Source organism: Caballeronia sp. NK8 (assembly GCF_018408855.1).
Lineage (GTDB): Bacteria > Pseudomonadota > Gammaproteobacteria > Burkholderiales > Burkholderiaceae > Caballeronia.
The window spans coordinates 241,549-267,895 of the sequence record NZ_AP024325.1 but is presented as its reverse complement, the minus strand read 5'-3'; the positions used below and the strand labels follow the sequence as shown (position 1 = coordinate 267,895).

Below are 26,347 nucleotides of genomic sequence, written 5' to 3'. Positions count from 1 at the left end.
GGCAATCAGGTTTGACAGTCTGATCACTACGCAAGGATCCGTGGCCGGCTGGAAGAAACGCGAACAAACGTGCATTTCTTCCATGCGTGTTGGGTAACGATGTCCTTGATCATCGGTTTCCAGAGCACCCGCGTGCTCGCATATACGGATTGATGCCATGCTCAGCTTTCCTCTTGCTCCCGCTCAATCGGGCATCTTCTTTCGGCAACAACTCGACTTGCGCGATCCGCGCTTCAATCTCGCGCAGTTGACCGAAATCATCGGGCCGCTCGATATCGAAATGCTGCAAGCGGCGGTGCGGCAGACGGTCGGCGAAGCGGACGCGATGCAGGTACGCATCGTCATCGAGGATGGCATGCCGCATCAGGTCGTGCCGGATGCGCTCGTAGACTTCACGCTGCCCGTGGTCGATGTCAGCGATGCGCCCGACCCCGTAGAAGCCATCGATCGCCATGTGCAGGGCGCGCTTGCCGAAGCCATCGATCTCGGCCGTCATCCCCTCTTCGACGGCACGCTTTTTCAGGCCGGGCCGACGCGGTTCTTTCTGTTTCAGCGGATTCATCACATCGCGTTCGACGGCTTTTCGTTTTTCCTTTTCACGCAGCGTCTCGCGGCGGTCTATTCCGCGCTCGTCGAGCGACGCGAGCCCGCGCCAGCCGGCTGGGGACGGCTCGCCGATCTGCTCGACGACGATGACGCCTACCGCGCGTCCAGCGCGTTCGAGCGTGATCAGCAGTTCTGGCGCGACTATCTGGCGGACTGTCCCGAGCCGGTGATTCTCGGCGAATGCATGGCGCACGAACCGATTCACGCGGACGGCTCCGCACAGGCGATCGCGCAAATGCGCCTGTCAGCCGAAACGACGCGGCTTCTGCGGCAAGTCTCCGAGCGCAACGGCGCGACGTGGCCGCAATTCATCACGGCGGTCATGGCCGCCTATGTCGCGCGTCTGAGCGGGCAACCCGAAGTGGTGCTCGGCTTTCCGGTGACGGCGCGGGTCGGACGACTGGCGAGAAGCGTGCCGGGCATGTTGTCCAACGCGCTGCCGTTGCGGGCGGCGCTCGGCGAGGACACGAGCATCGTCGATCTGCTCGACGCGGTGTCGAAACAAAGTCGCCGGGTCCTGCGACATCAACGCTATCGCGTCAAAGACATCCGGCGCGATGTGGGACGCATCGAATCCGACCGGCCGCTCTTCGGCCCCACCGTGAACATCATGCCCGACTACAGCGTTGCGCTGGACTTCGCGGGCTGCCGGATCGGCTCGAATCGCTCGTTCTATGGAACGCCGGATGATCTCGCGCTGATCGTGCACGACGAAGGCGATGCATTCGGTATTGAACTGATGTTCGACGGCAATCCGTCGCTCTATACGCCGGAAGACGTGGATGCCCATGCGCGGCGCTTCACGCGTCTGCTCGAACAGGCGCTGGAGCGGCCCGACGCGCCGCTGCATGCGTTCGAACTCCTGTTGCCCGAGCGAAAGGCGCTGCTCGAACAATGGAACGATACCGCCGCGCCTTATCCCGAGCACCTGTGCATCCATCAGCTTCTCGAACAGCAGGTTCGACTCACGCCCGATGCCGTCGCGCTCGTCTGCAACGACGAAACGCTCACGTTCGCGCAACTCAACGCGCGCGCCAACCGGCTCGCGCATCGTCTGATCGCGCTCGGCGTGCGTCCGGAAGATCGCGTGGCGCTGTGCATGGAGCGCGGCATCGGCGCGATCGGCGCGCTGTTCGCGATCCTCAAGGCCGGCGGCGCGTATGTACCGCTCGATCCGGCCTATCCGGGCGAGCGCCTGAGTTACATCCTCGAAGACGCCTCGCCCCTGCTGCTGGTCGCCGACGCCGCCGGCCGTCATGCGCTCGGCGACACGGGCGCGCTTACTGTGCTCGATCCCGCCGCATCATTCGATGACACGCTGCCGCAGGGCGATCCGCTCGTGCCCGGACTCGCCTCGCATCATCTTGCCTATGCGATCTATACATCCGGTTCGACCGGCAAACCGAAGGGCGTGCTGGTCGAGCATCGTCATGTGCTGAACCTGCATCACGCCTTGCAATCGACGGTATTCGCTCATTGTGCGCCGCACTCCGGCGTCACGCTGAACGCGAGCATCGCGTTCGACGCGTCGGTGCAGAACCTCACCGCCTTGCTGTCCGGACATCGGCTGATGATCGTCTCCGCCGACGTACGCACCGATGCGATGGCGCTGGTCGATTTCCTCGATACCGCTGGCATCGACGTATTCGACTGCACGCCGACTCAGCTCGAATCGCTGTTTTCCGCTGGTCTGCTCGAACGGCGGCAGTCGGCTCTGACGATTCTCGTGGGCGGCGAGCCGCTCACGCCGCAGACCTGGAACCGACTGGCGCGCGCCGGACAATTTCGCGCCTTCAACGTCTATGGTCCGACCGAATGCACAGTCGATGCGACCGTCGCCGAGATCACGGCCGAACAGACCCAGCCTGTGATCGGCAAGCCGCTTGCCAACACGCGCGCCTATGTGCTCGATGCGCAACGTCGCGTGGTGCCGCCGGGCGCGGTCGGCGAGCTTCATATCGGTGGCGCGGGCGTGGCGCGCGGCTATCTGAATCGACCTGAACTCACCGCCGAGCGCTTCCTCGATGACCCGTTCGTTCCCGGTGGCCGCATGTACCGCACGGGCGATCTCGCGCGTTATCGGCTCGATGGCAATATCGAGTTTCTCGGCCGTAACGATCATCAGATCAAGATTCGCGGCTTTCGCATCGAGCCTGGTGAGATCGAGACGCAGATCGAAAGCCACGCGGCGGTGCGTGAAGCGGTGGTCATTGCGCGGGCGCGCCATCAAGGTTCGCAGGATCAGCAGCTCGTCGCCTATGTCACGCTGCATGCCGATATCGATGCCAGCGCCCTGCGCGAGCATCTTGCCTCGCGTCTGCCCGACTACATGGTGCCGTCGGCCTTCGTCACGCTCGATGCGCTGCCGCTGACGCCGAGCGGCAAGCTCGATCGCCGCGCGTTGCCCGATCCGCAAGCCGATGCGTTCGCGCTGCGCCCTTTCGAAGCGCCGCAAGGTCGAACCGAAACCGCGCTCGCCGAGTTGTGGGCCGAGTTGCTCGGGCTCGAACGCGTCGGACGTCACGACAATTTCTTCGCGCTCGGCGGCCACTCGCTGCTCGCCGTGACGCTCATCGAACGGCTGCGGCGCATCGGCATACAGGCAAGCGTGCGCGATCTGTTCGCCACGCCCGTGCTCAGTGCGCTGGCGCCTTCACTCGATCGCGGTACGTCCACGGTCGATATCGTCGTGCCGCCCAATGCGATCACCTTCGGCTGCACCGCGCTCACGCCAGCGATGCTGCCGCTCATCGAACTCACGCAGACGGACATCGATCGAATTGTCGCGCAGGTTCCCGGCGGCCTCGCCAATGTTCAGGATATCTATGCACTCGCGCCGTTGCAGGAAGGCATCCTGTTCCATCACATGCTGACCACGGAAGGCGATCCGTATCTGCAAACCGCGCACCTCGCCTTCGATAGCCGCGCACGGCTCGATGCCTGGCCCGATGCCTTGCAGCGCGTCATCGACCGGCACGACATTCTGCGCACCGCCTTCATTCACGATGGCCTCAGCACCGCCGCTCAGGTCGTCTGGCGCAAGGCGCCCGTGACGATCACGGAGATCGACGGGCAGTTGGCGCAACACTTCGATGCCCGCACGCAACGCCTCGATCTCACGCAGGCTCCGCTGCTGCGAATCGCGATCGCCCCGGAAGCGCAAAGCAGCCGCTGGCTCGTGCAACTGAACTGGCATCATCTGATCGGCGATCACGCGACGCTGGATGTGATGCATGCGGAAATCGATGCGATCGTCAACGGAAAAGGCGATACGCTCGGCGCGGCTCAACCGTTCCGCAATCTGGTCGCGCAGGCGCGGCTCGATGCGAATCAGCAAGCGCATGAAGCGTTCTTCCGCGACATGCTCGCCGATGTCAGCGAACCGACGCTGCCCTTCGGCCTCACCGACGTGCATCATGACGGCTCGGCCATCGCCGAAGCGCGCGTGACGCTGCCCGCGTCGCTCGATTCACGTCTGCGCACGCAGGCCCGAAGCCTCGGCGTAAGTCTCGCGAGCCTCTGTCATCTCGCCTGGGCGCGCGTGCTGAACGCGGGCAGCGCGGTCGACTCCGATGGACGCATCGTGTTCGGCACCGTGTTGCTCGGGCGCATGCAGGCGGGCGTCGATCAGGCGTTGGGGCTGTTGATCAATACGCTGCCGGTTCGCCTCGACATAACCGGTGCCGCAGTCGCCGACAGCGTGCGTGACACGCATGAACGCCTCGCAGCCTTGTTGCAGCATCAGCATGCGCCGCTCGCACTCGCTCAGCGATGCAGCGGTGTCGCCGCGCCCGCGCCGCTCTTCAGCGCCTTGCTCAACTATCGCCACAATCAAGGCCCGGCGGATGAGCGCGAAGGATTCGACGGCATCGAATTGCTCAGTGCCGAAGAGCGGACCAACTATCCGCTGACGCTTTCGGTGGATGACAACGGCGACAGTCTCGAACTCACTGCGCAGACCGTTGCGCCGCTGTCGCCTGAGCAGTTGTGCGGCTATATGCAGCAGGCGTTGTCGAGTCTCGTGCAGGCGCTCGAACAGGCGCCTCGGACGCCGGTGAACCAGCTCGACGTGTTGCCGCCCGATATTCGTACGCTGCTGGTCGAAACATGGAACGGCATCGGCGCGGGCTATCCTGCGGATCTGTGCATCCATCAGCTCTTCGAGCAGCATGCCCGAAGCAAGCCCGATGCAATCGCGCTGGTCTTCGAAGATGAGTCGCTCACTTATGGGCAGCTCAATGCGCGCGCGAATCGGCTTGCGCATCATCTGATCGCGCTGGGGGTTGCTCCGGAAGATCGCGTGGCGCTGTGCGTGGAGCGTGGCATCGGCATGGTCGTCGCGTTGATGGCGATACTCAAGGCCGGCGGCGCTTATGTGCCGCTCGATCCGGCTTATTCCGGCGAGCGTCTGAACCACATCCTCACCGACTCCACGCCCCGGCTGCTGCTCGCCGATGCCGCCGGCCGTGAAGCGCTGGGAGACACCGGCTCGCTGACCGTGCTCGACCCCGATGCATCGCTCGATGACTCATATCCGCAGGACGATCCGCAAGTGCCCGTCGCTCCGCCTCATCTTGCGTATGTGATCTACACGTCCGGGTCGACAGGCAAACCTAAAGGCGTGATGGTCGAGCATGCGCAGATCGTGCGCCTGTTCGACGCGACGCAGGACTGGTTCGGTTTTCATGAACGCGATGTGTGGTGCCTGTTTCACTCGTTCGCGTTCGATTTCTCGGTCTGGGAGCTTTGGGGCGCGCTGCGCCATGGCGGCAAGCTGGTGATCGTGCCGCAGCATGTGGCCCGGTTCGCACCCGATTTCCTTCGTCTGCTTCAGCGCGAAGGCGTCACCGTTCTGAATCAGACGCCCAGCGCGTTTCGCGCACTCATTCAGGCGCAGGAAGCGAACGACGGCCCTATTGCACTGCGCTATGTGATCTTCGGCGGCGAGGCGCTGAATCCGTCGATGCTCGAACCCTGGTACGCGCGGCATTCGGACCAGCAACCGCGCCTGATCAACATGTACGGAATTACGGAGACGACCGTTCACGTGACCTATCGGCCGTTGACGCGCGAGGACTGCGCGGACGGCAATAGCCCGATCGGTGTGCGTATTCCTGATCTGACGGTCTATCTGCTCGATGCGCAAGGGCAACTTGCGCCTGTCGGTGCTGTGGGTGAACTGTATGTCGGTGGTGCGGGGGTGGCGCGGGGATATCTCAATCGGCCAGAGTTGACTGCCGAGCGGTTCATCGACGATCCGTTCGTTCCTGGTTCGCGGCTTTATCGTACGGGTGATCTCGGGCGTTATCGTCCTGATGGCAGTCTGGAGTTTTTCGGCCGCAACGATCATCAGGTCAAGATTCGCGGCTTCCGTATTGAACTGGGTGAGATCGAGGCGCAGATCGCCAGTCATCCGGCTGTGCGCGAAGCGGTGGTCATCGCGCGGGCGAGACAGCAGGATGATCAACAGCTTGTCGCTTACGTCACGTTGGCTTCGGAGATCGATGCGAACGCGTTGCGCGAGCACTTGAGTTCGCGTCTTCCGGACTACATGGTGCCCTCTGCTTTCGTCGTGCTCGATGCGCTGCCTCTCACACCGAACGGCAAGCTCGATCGTCGCGCGTTGCCCGATCCGCTGTGGCAAAGCCTCGACGAATACGTCGCCCCGCGCACTTCGCTCGAAGACACGCTCGCGCAGTGCTTCGCCAGCGTGCTCGGTCTCGAACGGGTGAGCGTGTTCGATAACTTCTTCGCGCTCGGTGGGCACTCCTTGCTCGCTACGCAACTCGTGTCGCGTTTGCGTGAGGCGCTTGCTATCGAATTGCCTCTGCGCGCGCTGTTCGATGCGCCGAGCGTTGCATCGCTTGCTGAAACGCTGGAGGAATCGTCTCGCCAGGTCATCGCGTTACCGCCTCTGCAGGCACTTCCGCGCCCCGCGCATCTGCCGCTGTCCTTCGCGCAAGAACGTTTGTGGTTCCTCGAGCAACTCAACCCCGGACAATCGACCTATCACATCCCGATTGCCCTGCGTCTGCGCGGCACCCTCGATGTTCCCGCGTTTCATGCCGCTTTGAACGCGCTCGTTGCGCGTCACGAAAGCCTTCGCACGTCTTTCGCGCAGCACGATGGCCAAGCCGTTCAGCGCATCGCTGCGGAACTGGAACTCGCACTGCCGTTGGACACCCTCGCGCCCGGTACACAAGCCGACGAAGTCCGACGCCTCGCACAAGACGAAGCCCGCCGTCCCTTCGACCTTCAACACGGTCCGTTGTTGCGCGCCCGATTGCTGCGCCTCGCAGAAGAAGAACACGTCTTGCTGTTCACCATGCATCACATCGTCTCCGATGGATGGTCCAGCGGTGTATTGGTGCGTGAACTCGGCGCCTGCTATACGGCCGCATTGCGTAACGAACCGATCGCCCTGCCGCCGCTGGCCGTGCAATACGCCGACTACACCCTGTGGCAGCGCGACTGGCTCGCCGGCGCCGAACTCGAGCGTCAGACTCAGTACTGGCGCAATCAGCTCGCCGAGCTCGCACCGCTGGATCTGCCGACCGATTGTCCTCGTCCCGCGCAGATCAGCGGACGCGGTGCAACGCTGCCCTTCGCTGTAAATCCCGCGTTGTACGAGCGCCTGAACGCGCTCTCGCATCGTGAAGGCGTCACGCCCTTCATGCTGTTGCTCGCCGTGTTCCAGACGCTGCTTGCACGGTTGTCAGGGCAAACGGAGGTGGCCGTGGGCTCGCCCATCGCCAACCGCACGCATGCGCAGATCGAGCCGCTCATCGGTCTGTTCGTCAATACGCTGGTGCTGCGTGCCGATCTCTCTGGTACGCCTTCTTTACGCGATCTGCTTGCGCAAGTCCGTAATACGACGCTGGCCGCTTACGCGCATCAGGATCTGCCATTTGAAAAACTCGTCGAAGCACTCGCGCCGGTTCGCGACACCAGCCGCACGCCGCTGTTCCAGGTGATGTTCGTGTTACAGAACGCACCGATGGAAGCGCTCGCGCTGCCCGGTCTCACTCTGGAATTGCTGCCCGCAGCCGAAGCTGGAGCCAAGTTCGATCTCACACTCAGTCTGACGCATTCGGAGGACGGACTGGCCGGTACGTTCAGCTACGCCACCGACCTGTTCGATGAGCGCACCATCGCACGGCTGGGCGAACGCTTTACGCGCTTGCTTCAACAAGCGCTCGATCAACCTGATGCACCGCTGCACGCACATGAACTCGTGCTGCCCGAGGAGCACGCACTGCTCGAACGCTGGAACGACACGGCGGCGACGTATCCGGAGCATCTGTGCATTCATCAGTTGTTTGAACAACAGGTGCAGCGCACGCCCGATGCCATTGCGCTCGTCTTCGAAGACACGTCCCTCACGTACGCGCAACTCAATGCACGCGCCAATCAACTTGCGCATCATCTGATCGCGCTGGGCGTGTGTCCGGAAGATCGCGTGGCGTTGTGCATGGAGCGTGGTATCGGCATGGTCGTCGCGCTGATGGCGATTCTCAAGGCTGGCGCCGCTTATGTGCCGCTCGATCCGGCCTATCCGGGCGAACGTCTGAGCCACATCCTCACCGATGCCACGCCCCGCTTGCTGCTCGCCGATACCGCTGGTCGTGAAGCGCTGGGTGACACAGGTTCGCTGACCGTGCTCGATCCCGATGCATCGCTCGATGACGCGCTCTCGCAGGACGATCCGCAAACAGCCGTCGCTCCGCATCATCTTGCTTACGTGATCTACACGTCCGGCTCCACCGGAAAGCCCAAAGGCGTTGCGATCGAACATCGAACGTTGGTCGCCTCCACTTGCGCCCGGCACCAGTTCTATGAGCGCGCTTCGAACGAGCGCTTCCTGTTGCTTTCGTCGCTAGCATTCGACAGTTCTGTCGCCGGCCTCTTCGGGACGCTCACTAACGGGGGCTGTCTCGCCCTCGTCGATATCGACACTGCACGGGACCCCAACGCAATCATCAAGCTCGTGCGGGATCGTGACATCACACGCGTCCTGTGTGTTCCTTCTCTCGGTCAGGCCATTCTCGACAGTATGTCGTCGAGCGGCGAGCATCAGCTTCGGGAAATCATCGTCGCGGGTGAGGCGTGCCCTCCGAATCTCGCACGGCAAAGCTCGACGTTGCCGCGGCCCGTATCGCTTTATAACGAGTACGGTCCTACGGAGGCGACTGTCTGGGCAACGGCGTATCGATGCCTTCCTGAAGAAACGAATCTGGTGCCGATTGGTCGCCCCATAGCAAACACACGCATCTATCTGCTCGACGCACAACGTCAGTTGATGCCACCGGGTGCGGTGGGTGAGCTTTATGTCGGTGGTGCTGGGGTATCGCGTGGGTATCTGAATCGGCCTGAGCTGACTGCCGAGCGGTTCCTCGATGATCCGTTCGTTGCCGGCGCACGCATGTATCGCACGGGCGATCTCGCGCGTTATCGTGCCGATGGCAATATCGAGTTTCTTGGCCGCAACGATCATCAGGTCAAGATTCGCGGCTTCCGTATCGAGCTGGGTGAGATCGAGGCGCAAATCGCCAGTCATCCGGCTGTGCGCGAAGCGGTGGTCATCGCGCGGGCGCGTCATGAGAAGACGCAGGATCAACAGCTTGTTGCCTATGTCACGCTGGCTTCGGAGATCGATGCAAGCGCGTTGCGCGAGCACTTGAGTTCGCGTTTGCCCGACTACATGGTGCCGTCAGCCTTCGTCGTGCTCGATGCGTTGCCTCTCACACCGAATGGCAAACTCGATCGTCGCGCGCTGCCTGATCCGCAGTGGCAAAGCCTTGACGAATACGTCGCCCCGCGTACCGCGCTCGAAGCGACGCTCGCGCAGTGCTTCGCCAGCGTGCTCGGTCTTGAACGTGTAAGCGTGTTCGATAACTTCTTCGCGCTTGGTGGCCACTCCTTGCTTGCCACGCAACTCGTGTCGCGTTTGCGTGAGGCGCTTGCTATCGAATTGCCTCTGCGCGCGCTGTTCGATGCGCCGAGCGTTGCATCGCTTGCTGAAGCGCTTTCGCTCAATCAGCCGTCCAGCGATTCGAGCATTTTGCCGCCTCTGCAGGCACTTCCGCGCCCCGCGCATCTGCCGCTGTCCTTCGCGCAAGAACGTCTGTGGTTCCTCGAGCAACTGAACCCCGGACAGTCGACCTATCACATCCCGATTGCCCTGCGTCTGAGCGGCACCCTCGATGTTCCCGCGTTTCATGCCGCTTTGAACGCGCTCGTTGCGCGTCACGAAAGCCTGCGTACGTCTTTCGCCCAGCACGATGGTCAAGCCGTTCAACGCATCGCTGCGGAATTGGAACTCGCGCTGCCATTGGACACCCTCGCGCCCGGTACACAAGCCGACGAAGTCCGACGCGTCGCGCAAGACGAAGCCCGTCGACCCTTCGATCTTCAACACGGTCCGTTGTTGCGCGCCCGATTGCTGCGCCTCGCAGAAGAAGAACACGTTCTGCTGTTCACCATGCATCACATCGTCTCCGATGGATGGTCCAGCGGTGTATTGGTGCGTGAACTCGGCGCCTGCTATACGGCCGCATTGCGTAACGAACCGATCGCCCTGCCGCCGCTGGCCGTGCAATACGCCGACTACACCCTGTGGCAGCGCGACTGGCTCGCCGGCGCCGAACTCGAACGTCAGACTCAGTACTGGCGCAATCAGCTTGCCGAACTCGCACCGCTGGATCTGCCCACCGATCGCCCTCGTCCCGCGCAGATCAGCGGACGCGGTGCAACGCTGCCCTTCGCTGTAAATCCCGCGTTGTACGAGCGCCTGAACGCGCTTGCGCATCGTGAAGGCGTTACGCCCTTCATGCTGCTGCTCGCCGTGTTCCAGACGCTGCTTGCACGGTTGTCAGGGCAAACGGAGGTGGCCGTGGGCTCGCCCATCGCCAACCGCACGCATGCGCAGATCGAGCCGCTCATCGGTCTGTTCGTCAATACGCTGGTGCTGCGTGCCGATCTCTCTGGTACGCCTTCTTTACGCGATCTGCTTGCGCAAGTCCGTAATACGACGCTGGCCGCTTACGCGCATCAGGATCTGCCATTTGAAAAACTCGTCGAAGCACTCGCGCCAGTTCGCGACACCAGCCGCACGCCGCTGTTCCAGGTGATGTTCGTGTTGCAGAACGCGCCGATGGACGCGCTCGCGCTGCCCGGTCTCACACTGGAATTGCTGCCCGCAGCCGAAGCTGGAGCCAAGTTCGATCTCACGCTCAGCCTGACGCATTCGCAAGACGGACTGGCTGGTACGTTCAGCTACGCCACCGACCTGTTCGATGAGCGCACCATCGCACGGCTGGGCGAACGCTTTACGAGCTTGCTTCAACAAGCGCTCGATCAACCTGATGCGCCGCTGCACGCACATGAACTCGTGCTGCCCGAGGAGCACGCACTGCTCGAACGTTGGAACGACACGGCGGCAGCGTATCCGGAGCATCTGTGCATTCATCAGTTGTTTGAACAACAGGTGCAACGCACGCCTAATGCTATCGCGCTGGTCTTCGAAGACGCGTCGCTCACGTATGCGCAACTCAATGCACGCGCCAATCAACTTGCGCATCATCTGATTGCGCTGGGCGTGCGTCCGGAAGATCGCGTGGCGTTGTGCATGGAGCGTGGTATCGGCATGGTCGTCGCGTTGATGGCGATACTCAAGGCTGGCGGCGCTTATGTGCCGCTCGATCCGGCGTATCCGGGCGAACGTCTGAGTCATATCCTCACCGATGCCACGCCCCGCCTGCTGCTCGCCGATACCGCTGGTCGTGAAGCGCTGGGTGACACAGGTTCGCTGACCGTGCTCGATCCCGATGCATCGCTCGATGACGCGCTCTCGCAGGACGATCCGCAAACAGCCGTCGCTCCGCATCATCTTGCTTACGTCATATACACCTCGGGTTCAACCGGCATACCCAAGGGCGTGATGGTCGCGCATAATCATGTAGCGAACCTCCATCACGCGTTGCAATCGACGGTGTTCGCACATTGCGCGGCGAACTCCGGTGTCAGCCTGAATGCCAGCATCGCATTCGATTCCTCGCTTAAGAGCCTTTCGTCCTTGCTGGCGGGACATCGTTTGATCGTGATTCCCGCCGACGTGCGGGCCGATGCCGCAGCGTTGATCGAGTTTCTGAACGCCGCCGACGTCGATGTGCTCGATTGCACGCCCACTCAGCTCGATGCACTGCTCGCGACCGGTCTGCTCGAACGGCGACAGTCTGACCTGACGCTGCTCGTCGGCGGCGAAGCACTCACGCAACAAATGTGGAATTGCCTGGCGCATGCCGATCAAATCCGCGCGTTCAACGTCTACGGTCCAACGGAATGCACGGTGGATGCCACTGTCACCGAGATCACGACCGAGCAAACGCAACCTGTCATCGGCAAGCCGATTGACAATGCACGCGTCTATCTGCTCGATGCACAACGTCAGTTGATGCCGCCGGGTGCGGTGGGTGAGCTTTATATCGGTGGGGCTGGGGTATCGCGTGGGTATCTGAATCGGCCTGAGCTGACTGCCGAGCGGTTCCTCGATGATCCGTTCGTTGCCGGCGCACGCATGTATCGCACGGGCGATCTCGCGCGTTATCGTGCCGATGGCAATATCGAGTTTCTTGGCCGCAACGATCATCAGGTCAAGATTCGCGGCTTCCGGATCGAGCTGGGTGAGATCGAGGCGCAGATCGCCAGTCATCCGGCTGTGCGCGAAGCGGTTGTCATCGCGCGGGCGCGTCACGAGAAGACGCAGGATCAACAGCTTGTTGCCTATGTCACGCTGGCTTCGGAGATCGATGCGAACGCGTTGCGCGAGCACTTGAGTTCGCGTTTGCCCGACTACATGGTGCCGTCAGCCTTCGTCGTGCTCGATGCGTTGCCTCTTACACCGAACGGCAAACTCGATCGTCGCGCGCTGCCTGATCCGCAGTGGCAAAGCCTCGACGAATACGTCGCCCCGCGTACCGCTCTCGAAGCGACGCTCGCACAATGCTTCGCCAGCGTGCTCGATCTCGAACGGGTGAGCGTGTTCGATAACTTCTTCGCGCTTGGCGGCCACTCCTTGCTTGCTACGCAACTCGTGTCGCGTTTGCGTGAGGCGCTTGCTATCGAATTGCCTCTGCGCGCGCTGTTCGATGCGCCCAGTGTTGCATCGCTTGCTGAAACGCTGGAGGAATCGTCTCGTCAGGTCATTGCATTGCCGAGTTTGCAGGCACTTCCGCGTCCCGCGCATCTGCCGCTGTCCTTCGCGCAAGAACGTTTGTGGTTCCTCGAGCAACTGAACCCCGGACAGTCGACCTATCACATCCCGATTGCCCTGCGTCTGCGCGGCACGCTCGATGTTCCCGCGTTTCATGCCGCTTTGAACGCGCTCGTTGCGCGTCACGAAAGCCTGCGTACGTCTTTCGCCCAGCACGATGGCCAAGCCGTTCAGCGCATCGCTGCGGAACTGGAACTGGCTCTGCCGTTGGACGCACTCGCTCCCGGCACACAAGCCGACGAAGTCCGACGCCTCGCGCAAGACGAAGCCCGTCGACCCTTCGATCTTCAACACGGTCCGTTGTTGCGCGCCCGATTGCTGCGCCTCGCAGAGGAAGAACACGTTCTGCTGTTCACCATGCATCACATCGTCTCCGATGGATGGTCCAGCGGTGTATTGGTGCGTGAACTCGGCGCCTGCTATACGGCCGCATTGCGCAACGAACCTATCGCCCTGCCGCCGCTGGCCGTGCAATACGCCGACTACACCCTGTGGCAGCGCGACTGGCTCGCCGGCGCCGAACTCGAACGTCAGACTCAGTACTGGCGCAATCAGCTTGCCGAACTCGCACCGCTGGATCTGCCCACCGATCGCCCTCGTCCCGCGCAGATCAGCGGACGCGGTGCAACGCTGCCCTTCACTGTAAATCCCGCGTTGTACGAGCGCCTAAACGCGCTTGCGAATCGTGAAGGCGTTACGCCCTTCATGCTGCTGCTCGCCGTGTTCCAGACGCTGCTTGCACGTTTGTCAGGGCAAACGGAGGTGGCCGTGGGCTCGCCCATCGCCAACCGCACGCATGCGCAGATCGAGCCGCTCATCGGTCTGTTCGTCAATACGCTGGTGCTGCGTGCCGATCTCTCTGGTGCGCCTTCTTTACGCGATCTGCTTGCGCAAGTCCGTAATACGACGCTGGCTGCTTACGCGCATCAGGATCTGCCATTTGAAAAACTCGTCGAAGCACTCGCGCCAGTTCGCGACACCAGCCGCACGCCGCTGTTCCAGGTGATGTTCGTGTTGCAGAACGCACCGATGGAAGCGCTCGCGCTGCCCGGTCTCACACTGGAATTGCTGCCCGCAGCCGAAGCAGGAGCCAAGTTCGATCTCACGCTCAGTCTGACGCATTCGCAAGACGGACTGGCCGGTACCTTCAGCTACGCCACCGACCTGTTCGATGAGCGCACCATCGCACGGCTGGGCGAACGCTTTACGAGCTTGCTTCAACAAGCGCTCGATCAACCTGATGCACCGCTGCACGCACATGAACTCGTGCTGCCTGAAGAACACGCACTGCTCGAACGCTGGAACGACACGGCGGCGGCATATCCCGAGCATCTGTGCATTCATCAGTTGTTTGAACAGCAGGTGCAACGCACGCCCGATGCCATTGCGCTGGTCTTCGAAGACGCATCGCTCACGTATGCGCAACTCAATGCACGCGCGAATCGACTTGCGCATCATCTGATTGCGCTGGGCGTGCGTCCGGAAGAGCGCGTCGCGTTGTGCATGGAGCGTGGTATCGGAATGGTCGTCGCGTTGATGGCGATACTCAAGGCTGGCGGCGCTTACGTGCCGCTCGATCCCACCTCCGTCGCGGATCGCCTCGGGTACATGCTCGACGACGCCCAGGTCTCCCTGCTGATCACTCAGCCGCAGCTTCTCGAGCGCCTCCCGGACGTTGCGCGGAACTTGCCCGTCGTGTGCCCCGACATCGAAACGAATGCGATCGAAGCCCGCCCCGACACTCAGCCCGCCATCGAAGCGCACCCGCAGTACCCGGCCTATGTGATCTACACATCCGGCTCCACCGGCCAGCCGAAGGGCGTCGTCCTGAGTCACAGGAACCTTGCCAACTATCTGAACGGCGTGCTGGCCAGAATGGACGTGCCCATGCCAGGCAGCATGGCGCTCGCTTCAACCATCGCCACCGACCTCGGCCATACGATCCTGTTCGGCGCGTTGGTGGCAGGTCATGCACTGCACATTCTGTCGACCGAGCGTACCTCCGATGGCTATCTGTTCGGGCAGTATATGCGCGAAAACAATATCGGCATCCTGAAGATTGTGCCGGGGCATCTGCGTGCGCTCATCGACGTGATGTCCGATACATCGGCGTTGCCCACGCAGTTGCTGGTGCTGGGCGGCGAGGCGACCCGGTCCGAGTGGATCATGTCGGTGCAGGCACTCAACCCGGATCTGCGCATCCTGAACCACTACGGACCGACCGAAACGACCGTGGGCGTGCTGACCCATGCGTTGAGCGATACCACCACCTATGGCACGTCGATTCCCATCGGACAGCCGCTTGCCAACACGCGCGCATACGTGCTCGATGAATATCTTCGCGCCCTGCCCATTGGTGTCACCGGCGAGCTTTACATCGGCGGTGCAGGTCTCGCGACCGGTTATCTGCGACGCGCGGCGCTCACCGCGCAACGGTTCGTCGCGAGTCCATTCGTTGCCGGCGCACGCATGTATCGCACGGGCGACCTCGCGCGTTATCGCGCCGATGGCAATATCGAGTTCCTCGGCCGCAACGATCATCAGGTCAAGATTCGCGGCTTCCGTATCGAACTCGGCGAGATCGAGGCGCAACTCACCGATCATCCGGCGGTGCGTGAAGCGGTGGTCATCGCGCGTGCCCGACAACAGGATGACCAGCAACTGATCGCCTATGTCACGCCGCTTGCCGATATCGACGGCAACGCCTTGCGCGAGCACTTGAGCGCGCGCCTGCCCGACTACATGGTGCCCTCTGCCTTCGTCGTGCTCGATGCGCTGCCCCTCACGCCCAACGGCAAGCTCGATCGTCGCGCACTGCCCGATCCGCAAGCCGATGCCTTCGCCCTGCGCCCCTTCGAAGCACCGCAAGGTCAAACCGAAACCGCACTGGCCGATCTGTGGGCCGAACTGCTCGGCCTCGAACGCGTCGGCAGGCAGGACAACTTCTTCTCGCTCGGCGGCCACTCGCTGCTTGCAGTAACGCTCATCGAACGCATGCGCCGCGTCGGCCTGCACGCCAGCGTGCGCGATCTGTTCGCCACGCCCGTGCTTAGCGCGCTGGCCGCTTCACTCGATCGCGGTACGTCCACGACCGATATCGTCGTGCCGCCCAACGCCATCACGCCCGAACGCACCGCGATCACGCCTGCGATGCTGCCGCTCATCGCGCTCACGCAATCGGACATCGATCGCATCGTCGAACACGTGCCCGGCGGGCTCGCCAATGTGCAGGACATTTATGCACTCGCGCCATTGCAGGAAGGCATTCTGTTCCATCACATGCTGACCACGGAGGGCGATCCGTATCTGCAAACCGCGCGTCTCGCCTTCGATAGCCGCGCACGGCTCGATGCCTGGCTCGATGCCTTGCAGCAGGTCGTCAAACGGCACGACATCCTGCGCACCGCCTTCATCTACGATGCGCTCAGCACGCCCGCGCAAGTGGTTTTGCGTGAAGCACCGGTTAGCCTCGATGAGATCGAACTCGATCCGACGCACGGTCCAATCGCTGAACAACTCGCGGGCCTGTTCGATGCCCGCTCCCAACGCCTGTCATTGACTCAGGCTCCGCTGCTTCGCCTCACCATCGCTCAAGAACCCGGCTCGGGCCGCTGGCTCGCGCTGCTCGTCTGGCACCACCTGATCGGCGATCACGTCACGCTGGAGGTCATCCAGAAGGAAATCAGCGCGCTGCTCGATGGCCGCGGACATTCGCTCGGCGCGGCTCAGCCGTTCCGCGATCTGGTCGCTCAGGCGCGGCTCGGCGCAAGCCAGCAAGCACATGAAGCCTTCTTCCGTGACATGCTCGCCGATGTAAGCGAACCCACGTTGCCTTTCGGTCTCACCAACGTCCATCACGACGGCTCGGCTGTGGCCGAAGCGCGTGTCACGTTGCCCGCATCGCTCAATACGCGTCTGCGCACGCAGGCCCGAAGCCTCGGCGTGAGTCTCGCGAGCCTCTGCCACCTTGCCTGGGCACGCGTGCTCAGTGCGAGCAGTGCAATCGATTCCGACGGACGCATCGTGTTCGGCACCGTGTTGCTCGGGCGCATGCAGGCGGGCGTCGATCAGGCGTTGGGGCTGTTGATCAATACCTTGCCGATTCGTCTCGACGTGAACGGGACTTCCGTCGCCGACAGCGTACGCGATACGCACGAACGTCTCGCGGCTTTGCTGCAGCATCAGCACGCGCCGCTCGCACTCGCTCAGCGATGCAGCGGTGTCACCGCGCCCGCGCCGCTCTTTAGCGCCTTGCTCAACTATCGCCACAATCAGGCATCGGCCGATGATGCTCAGGCCTTCGACGGTATCGAATTGCTCGGTGCCGAAGAACGCACCAACTATCCGTTGATGCTGGCGGTCGAAGACAACGGCGAGAGCCTCGGGCTCACTGCGCAGACTATCGCGCTGCTGTCGCCTACGCAGTTGTGCGGGTATATGGAACAGGCGTTGTCCAGTCTCGTGCAGGCGCTCGAACAGGCGCCTCGAACGCCCGTCAATCAGCTCGATGTGTTGCCGCCTGAAGCCCGCACGCTGCTCGTTGAAACATGGAACGACACCGCTGCCACGTATCCCGAGCATCTGTGCATTCATCAGTTGTTTGAACAACAGGTGCAGCGCTCGCCCGATGCGATCGCGCTTGTCTTCGAAGATACATCGCTCACCTATGCGCAACTCAATGCGCGTGCCAATCAGCTTGCGCATCATCTGATCGCGCTGGGCGTGCGTCCGGAAGATCGTGTGGCGTTGTGTGTCGAACGTGGCATCGGCATGGTCGTCGCGTTGCTCGCGATACTCAAGGCGGGTAGCGCTTATGTGCCGCTCGATCCGGCCTATCCGGGCGAGCGCCTGAGCCATATCCTCACCGACTCCACGCCCCGCCTGCTGCTCGCCGATGCCGCCGGTCGTGAAGCACTGGGCGACACCGGTTCGCTGACCGTGCTCGATCCCGACGCATCGCTCGATGACACCCTCCCGCAAGACGATCCGCAAACGACCGTCGCCCCGCAACACCTCGCCTATGTGCTCTTTACTTCGGGTTCCACCGGCAAGCCCAAGGGTGTGATGGTCGAGCATCGCGAGATGCTGAACTTCCTCTGCTCGATGCGCGATGTCACCGCCATGTGTGCAGACGACACGCTTCTGGCCGTCACGACCATCGCCTTCGATATCGCGGGGCTAGAGCTGTATCTGCCCCTGAGCACGGGCGCCCGCGTCGTACTCGCACGCAGAAGCGATGCGGCCGATCCGCTCGCCCTGCAAGCGCTGCTCACGAAGCATGACACGACCTTCATGCAGGCAACGCCTGCCACCTGGCGCATGCTGCTCGATGCGCAGTGGAGCGGCAACGCGCAGTTGACCGCATTGTGCGGCGGCGAAGCGTTGTCCGCTGGTCTGGCCGCCCGTCTTGGCGACAAGGTGAAGTCGTTGTGGAATCTCTACGGTCCGACGGAAACCACGGTCTGGTCTTCGTGCTATCACGCAGGCGTCGAAGCGAGCGTGTCATCGACGGTGCCGGTCGGTCGACCGATCGCCAACACGCGTATGTATCTGCTCGATGCGCAATATCGGCTGGTGCCGCCGGGCGCGGTGGGTGAGTTGTATATCGGTGGTGCGGGGGTGGCGCGTGGGTATCTGAATCGCCCGGATCTGACCGCCGAGCGGTTCATCGATGATCCGTTCGTTGCCGGCGCACGCATGTATCGCACGGGCGATCTCGCGCGTTATCGTGCCGATGGCAACATCGAGTTTCTTGGCCGCAACGATCATCAGGTCAAGATTCGCGGCTTCCGTATCGAGCTGGGAGAGATCGAGGCGCAGATCGCCAGTCATGCGGCTGTGCGCGAAGCGGTGGTCATCGCGCGGGCGAGACAGCAGGATGATCAGCAGCTTGTCGCTTATGTCACCGCAGCGACTGAGATCGATGCCAGCGCGTTGCGCGAACATCTCGCCCAGCGTTTGCCCGACTACATGGTGCCGTCAGCCTTCGTCGTGCTCGATGCGCTGCCTCTCACACCGAACGGCAAGCTCGATCGTCGCGCGTTGCCTGATCCGCAGTGGCAAAGCCTCGACGAATACGTCGCCCCGCGTACCGCTCTCGAAGACACGCTCGCGCAGTGCTTCGCCAGCGTGCTCGGTCTCGAGCGGGTGAGCGTGTTCGATAACTTCTTCGCGCTCGGTGGGCATTCGTTGCTCGCCACGCAACTCGTGTCGCGTTTGCGTGAGGCGCTTGCTATCGAATTGCCTCTGCGTGCGCTGTTCGACGCGCCCAGTGTTGCCTCACTCGCTGAAGCTCTTGGGGAATCGTCTCAGCAGGTCATTGCGTTACCGCCTCTGCAGGCACTTCCGCGTCCCGCGCATCTGCCGCTGTCCTTCGCGCAAGAACGTTTGTGGTTCCTCGAGCAACTGAACCCCGGACAATCGACCTATCACATCCCGATTGCCCTGCGTCTGAGCGGCGCACTCGATGTTCCCGCGTTTCATGCGGCTTTGAACGCGCTCGTTGCGCGTCACGAAAGCCTTCGTACGTCTTTCGCGCAGCACGATGGTCAAGCCGTTCAGCGCATCGCTGCGGAACTGGAACTCGCACTGCCGTTGGACACACTCGCTCCCGGTACACAAGCCGCCGAAGTCCGACGCCTCGCACAAGACGAAGGCCGCCGTCCCTTCGATCTTCAACACGGTCCGTTGTTGCGCGCCCGATTGCTGCGCCTCGCAGAAGAAGAACACGTTCTGCTGTTCACCATGCATCACATCGTCTCCGATGGATGGTCCAGCGGTGTATTGGTGCGTGAACTCGGCGCCTGCTATACGGCCGCATTGCGTAACGAACCGATCGCCCTGCCGCCGCTGGCCGTGCAATACGCCGACTACACCCTGTGGCAGCGCGACTGGCTCGCCGGCGCCGAACTCGAGCGTCAGACTCAGTACTGGCGCAATCAGCTCGCCGAGCTCGCACCGCTGGATCTGCCCACCGACCGTCCTCGTCCCGCGCAAATCAGCGGACGTGGTGCAACGCTGCCCTTCGCTGTAAATCCCGCGTTGTACGAGCGCCTGAACACGCTTGCGAATCGTGAAGGCGTCACGCCCTTCATGCTGTTGCTCGCCGTGTTCCAGACGCTGCTTGCACGTTTGTCAGGGCAAACGGAGGTGGCCGTGGGCTCGCCCATCGCCAACCGCACGCATGCGCAGATCGAGCCGCTCATCGGTCTGTTCGTCAATACGCTGGTGCTGCGTGCCGATCTCTCTGGTGCGCCTTCTTTACGCGATCTGCTTGCGCAAGTCCGTAATACGACGCTGGCCGCTTACGCGCATCAGGACCTGCCATTTGAAAAGCTCGTCGAAGCACTCGCGCCAGTTCGCGACACCAGCCGCACGCCGCTGTTCCAGGTGATGTTCGTGTTGCAGAACGCACCGATGGAAGCGCTCGCGCTGCCCGGTCTCACACTGGAATTGCTGCCCGCAGCCGAAGCAGGAGCCAAGTTCGATCTCACGCTCAGTCTGACGCATTCGCAAGACGGACTGGCCGGTACCTTCAGCTACGCCACCGACCTGTTCGATGAGCGCACCATCACACGGCTGGGCGAACGCTTTACACGCTTGCTTCAACAAGCGCTCGATCAACCTGATGCACCGCTGCACGCACATGAACTCGTGCTGCCCGAGGAGCACGCACTGCTCGAACGCTGGAACGACACGGCGGCAGCTTATCCTGAGCATCTGTGCATTCATCAGTTGTTTGAACAACAGGTGCAACGCACGCCTGATGCCATTGCGCTTGTCTTCGAAGATACGTCGCTCACCTATGCTCAAGTCAATGCACGCGCGAATCAGCTTGCGCATCATCTGATTGCGCTGGGCGTATGTCCGGAAGATCGCGTGGCGTTGTGCATGGAGCGTGGCATCGACATGGTCGTCGCGTTGATGGCGATACTCAAGGCTGGCGGCGCTTATGTGCCGCTCGATCCGGCCTATCCGGGCGAACGTCTGAGCCACATCCTCACCGATGCCACGCCCCGCCTGCTGCTCGCCGATACCGCTGGTCGTGAAGCGCTGGGAGACACAGGTTCGCTGACCGTGCTCGATCCCGACGCATCGCTCGATGACGCGCTCTCGCAAGACGATCCGCAAACAGCCGTCACTCCGCATCATCTTGCTTATGTGATCTACACGTCCGGCTCCACCGGCAAGCCCAAAGGCGTTGCGATTGAACACCGAAACGCCGTCAACTTCCTGACCTGGAGCCACGAGGCCTTCGCGCCGGAAGAGCTCTCGCAAACACTGTTCGCAACCTCGCTCAATTTCGATCTCTCGATCTACGAATGTTTCGCTCCTCTGACGCGAGGCGGAACGATTCATCTGGTCGACAACGTTCTCGCACTCGTCAGAAGTCCGCATGACGTCAGCCTCATCAATACGGTGCCATCGGCCATCACGGCATTGTTGGATGCGAGCGCATCGCTGACATCGATCCGCACGATCAACCTCGCCGGCGAGCCGTTGAAGCTTGCACTCATGAAGCGGATCTTTGCCGAAACCGGAATCGAGCGGCTGTGCAATCTGTATGGCCCATCTGAAACGACGACGTACTCGACCTGGATCGAGATGAAGAACGGCGAGCGTTTGACGGAAACCATCGGTAAGCCCATCGCCAACACGCGCATTTATCTGCTCGATGCGCAACGCGAGCCGGTGCCACTCGGTACGGTCGGCGAGCTTTATATCGGTGGCGCGGGTGTGGCGCGTGGCTATCTGAACCGACCGGAACTCACCGCCGAGCGCTTCCTCGACGATCCATTCGTCCCAGGCGCACGCATGTATCGCACGGGCGACCTCGCGCGTTATCGCGCCGACGGCAATATCGAGTTCCTCGGCCGTAACGATCATCAGGTCAAGATTCGCGGCTTCCGGATCGAACTCGGCGAGATCGAGGCGCAACTCACCGACCATCCGGCGGTGCGTGAAGCGGTGGTCATCGCGCGTGCCCGACAGCAGGATGACCAGCAACTGGTCGCCTATGTCACGCCGCTTGCCGATATCGACGGCAACGCCTTGCGCGAGCACTTGAGCGCGCGCCTGCCCGACTACATGGTGCCCTCCGCCTTCGTCGTGCTCGATGCGCTGCCCCTCACGCCCAACGGCAAGCTCGATCGTCGCGCACTGCCCGATCCGCAAGCCGATGCCTTCGCCCTGCGCCCCTTCGAAGCACCGCAAGGTCAAACCGAAACCGCACTGGTCGATCTGTGGGCCGAACTGCTCGGCCTCGAGCGCGTCGGCAGGCAGGACAACTTCTTCTCGCTCGGCGGCCACTCGCTGCTTGCAGTAACGCTCATCGAGCGCATGCGCCGCGTCGGCCTGCACGCCAGCGTGCGCGATCTGTTCGCCACGCCCGTGCTTAGCGCGCTGGCCGCTTCACTCGATCGCGGTACGTCCACGACCGATATCGTCGTGCCGCCCAACGCCATCACGCCCGAATGCACCGCGATCACGCCAGCGATGCTGCCGCTCATCGCGCTCACGCAATCGGACATCGATCGCATCGTCGAACACGTGCCCGGCGGGCTCGCCAATGTGCAGGACATTTATGCACTCGCCCCACTGCAGGAAGGCATTCTGTTCCATCACATGCTGACCACGGAGGGCGATCCGTATCTGCAAACCGCGCGTCTTGCCTTCGATAGCCGCGCACGGCTCGATGCGTGGCTCGATGCCTTGCAGCAGGTCGTCAAACGGCACGACATCCTGCGCACCGCCTTTATCTACGATGCGCTGAGCACGCCCGCGCAAGTGGTTTTGCGTGAAGCACCGGTTAGCCTCGATGAGATCGAACTCGATCCGACGCACGGTCCAATCGCTGAACAACTCGCAGGCCTGTTCGATGCCCGCTCCCAACGCCTGTCATTGACTCGGGCTCCGCTGCTTCGCCTCACCATCGCTCAAGAACCCGCATCGGGCCGCTGGCTCGCGCTGCTCGTCTGGCATCACCTGATCGGCGATCACGTCACGCTGGAGGTCATCCAGAAGGAAATCAGCGCGCTGCTCGATGGCCGCGGACATTCGCTCGGCGCGGCTCAGCCGTTCCGCGATCTGGTCGCCCAGGCGCGGCTCGGCGCGAGTCAACAAGCACACGAAGCCTTCTTCCGCGACATGCTCGCCGATGTAAGCGAACCCACGTTGCCTTTCGGTCTCACCAACGTCCATCATGACGGCTCGGCTGTGGCCGAAGCGCGTGTCACGTTGCCCGCATCGCTCAATACGCGTCTGCGCACGCAGGCCCGAAGCCTCGGCGTGAGTCTCGCGAGCCTCTGCCACCTCGCCTGGGCACGCGTGCTCAGTGCGAGCAGTGCAATCGATTCCGACGGACGCATCGTGTTCGGCACCGTGTTGCTCGGGCGCATGCAGGCGGGCGTCGATCAGGCTTTGGGGCTGTTGATCAATACGCTGCCGATTCGTCTCGACGTGAACGGGACTTCCGTCGCCGACAGCGTACGCGATACGCACGAACGTCTCGCGGCTTTGCTGCAGCATCAGCACGCGCCGCTCGCACTCGCTCAGCGATGCAGCGGTGTCACCGCGCCCGCGCCGCTCTTTAGCGCCTTGCTCAACTATCGCCACAATCAGGCATCGGCCGATGATGCTCAGGCCTTCGACGGTATCGAATTGCTCGGTGCCGAAGAACGCACCAACTATCCGTTGATGCTGGCGGTCGAAGACAACGGCGAGAGCCTCGGGCTCACTGCGCAGACTATCGCGCTGCTGTCGCCTACGCAGTTGTGCGGGTATATGGAACAGGCGTTGTCCAGTCTCGTGCAGGCGCTCGAACAGGCGCCTCGAACGCCCGTCAATCAGCTCGATGTGTTGCCGCCTGAAGCCCGCACGCTGCTCGTTGAAACATGGAACGACACCGCTGCCACGTATCCCGAGCATCTGTGCATTCATCAGTTGTTTGAACAACAGGTGCAGCGCTCGCCCGATGCGATCGCGCTTGTCTTCGAAGATACATCGCTCACCTATGCGCAACTCAATGCGCGTGCCAATCAGCTTGCGCATCATCTGATCGCGCTGGGCGTGCGTCCGGAAGATCGTGTGGCGTTGTGTGTCGAACGTGGCATCGGCATGGTCGTCGCGTTGCTCGCGATACTCAAGGCGGGTAGCGCTTATGTGCCGCTCGATCCGGCCTATCCGGGCGAGCGCCTGAGCCATATCCTCACCGACTCCACGCCCCGCCTGCTGCTCGCCGATGCCGCCGGTCGTGAAGCACTGGGCGACACCGGTTCGCTGACCGTGCTCGATCCCGACGCATCGCTCGATGACACCCTCCCGCAAGACGATCCGCAAACGGCCGTCGCCCCGCAACACCTCGCCTACGTGCTCTTTACTTCGGGGTCCACCGGCAAGCCCAAGGGCGTGATGGTCGAGCATCGCGAGATGCTGAATTTCCTCTGTTCGATGCGCGATGTCACCGCCATGCGTGCAGACGACACGCTTCTGGCCGTCACGACCATCGCCTTCGATATCGCCGGGCTGGAGCTGTATCTGCCCCTGAGCACGGGCGCCCGCGTCGTACTCGCACGCAGAAGCGATGCGGCCGATCCGCTCGCCCTGCAAGCGCTGCTCACGAAGCATGACGTGAGCTTCATGCAGGCGACGCCTGCCACCTGGCGCATGCTGCTCGATGCGCAGTGGACCGGCAACGCGCAGTTGACCGCATTGTGCGGCGGCGAAGCATTGTCCGCTGGTCTGGCCGCCCGTCTTGGCGACAAGGTGAAGTCGTTGTGGAATCTCTACGGTCCGACGGAAACCACGGTCTGGTCTTCGTGCTATCAAGCAGGCGTCGAAGCGAGCGTGTCATCGACGGTGCCGGTCGGTCGACCGATCGCCAACACGCGTATGTATCTGCTCGATGCGCAATATCGGCTGGTGCCGCCGGGCGCGGTGGGTGAGTTGTATATCGGTGGTGCGGGCGTGGCGCGTGGGTATCTGAATCGCCCGGATCTGACCGCCGAGCGGTTCATCGATGATCCGTTCGTTGCCGGCGCACGCATGTATCGCACGGGCGATCTCGCGCGTTATCGTGCCGATGGCAACATCGAGTTTCTTGGCCGCAACGATCATCAGGTCAAGATTCGCGGCTTCCGTATCGAGCTGGGAGAGATCGAGGCGCAGATCGCCAGTCATGCGGCTGTGCGCGAAGCGGTGGTCATCGCGCGGGCGAGACAGCAGGATGATCAGCAGCTTGTCGCTTATGTCACCGCAGCGACTGAGATCGATGCCAGCGCGTTGCGCGAACATCTCGCCCAGCGTTTGCCCGACTACATGGTGCCGTCAGCCTTCGTCGTGCTCGATGCGTTGCCTCTCACACCGAACGGCAAGCTCGATCGTCGCGCGTTGCCCGATCCGCAGTGGCAAAGTCTCGACGAATACGTCGCCCCGCGTACCGCTCTCGAAGACACGCTCGCGCAGTGCTTCGCCAGCGTGCTCGGTCTCGAACGGGTGAGCGTGTTCGATAACTTCTTCGCGCTTGGCGGCCACTCCTTGCTCGCCGTACAACTGACAGCGCATATCGACGCTAAACTCGGCCAGAACATTTCCATCCGCGAACTGTTCAAGGCGCCCTCAGTGGCCGAACTTGCCGACCGCCTGAACACGACGCCGTCGAACACGGAATTCGACACCATTCTGCCGATCCGCGCTCCGGGCGAAGGCGCTCCGCTGTTCTGTATCCACCCGGTCGGCGGGCTGGCCTGGAGTTATGCGGGTTTTGCTAAGAGCCTCGAAGGAAATCAGCCGATCTACGCCATACAAACTCCAGCGCTCCAGCAACCCGATTACAGCCCGGCCACTATCGAAGAGATGGCGAGCGACTACATCGCGCGCATCCGCAGCATTCAGCCTCACGGGCCATATCGCCTGCTTGGCTGGTCTTTCGGGGGATTGGTGGCGTATGAAATGGCGACACAACTTCAGAGCCTTGGCGAAACAATCGATCAGCTCGTTCTGCTGGATTCGCGTCTCTCTGATGGCCGCCAAACGCACGGGGTCGACGAATGCACGCTCATGGCAGCCGCGTTCCCGGGCATGTCCGACGAACTGACCATCGCGCTTCGCGATATGCGGACGACTGCGGAACGAGTCGATGCGCTGCGCGCGAACCGTCTGATTCCGGCCTACATCACAGACCGACACGTCATGACCCTTATCGATGCAACGCAGCAAAACATGCATTTGCAAGCCATGTTCGCGCCGAAGCGATATGGCGGCGATATCGTCTACTTCACGGCCGCTCGATCCGAGAAACCCGGACAGCCACGTCATGCCGCAGAATGGCGCGAGTGGACCGATGGATCGATTGTGAATGTCGATATGGATTGCGCGCACGCGGATATGTGCCAGCCATCGTCCCTCGTGACGATCGGACAACAGCTTGCGTCGTTGAACGTCTTCGAAGAATCGAAAGTAGCAAATGATTGA

1 protein-coding gene is annotated in these 26,347 nt (G+C 62.2%); it reads left to right on the top strand.

Annotation, left to right across the window (positions count from 1 at the left end; genetic code table 11):
- The first annotated feature begins 157 nt into the window (after positions 1–157).
- Positions 158–26,347 (top strand): non-ribosomal peptide synthase/polyketide synthase, encoded by a 26,190-nt coding sequence (locus tag NK8_RS26685; RefSeq protein ID WP_213232702.1) that lies wholly within the window; start codon positions 158–160, stop codon positions 26,345–26,347.

Coding starts and splice junctions, on each gene's coding strand:
- NK8_RS26685 (WP_213232702.1), top strand. CDS start 158: ATGCTCAGCTTTCCTCTTGCTCCCGCTCAATCGGGCATCTTCTTTCGG.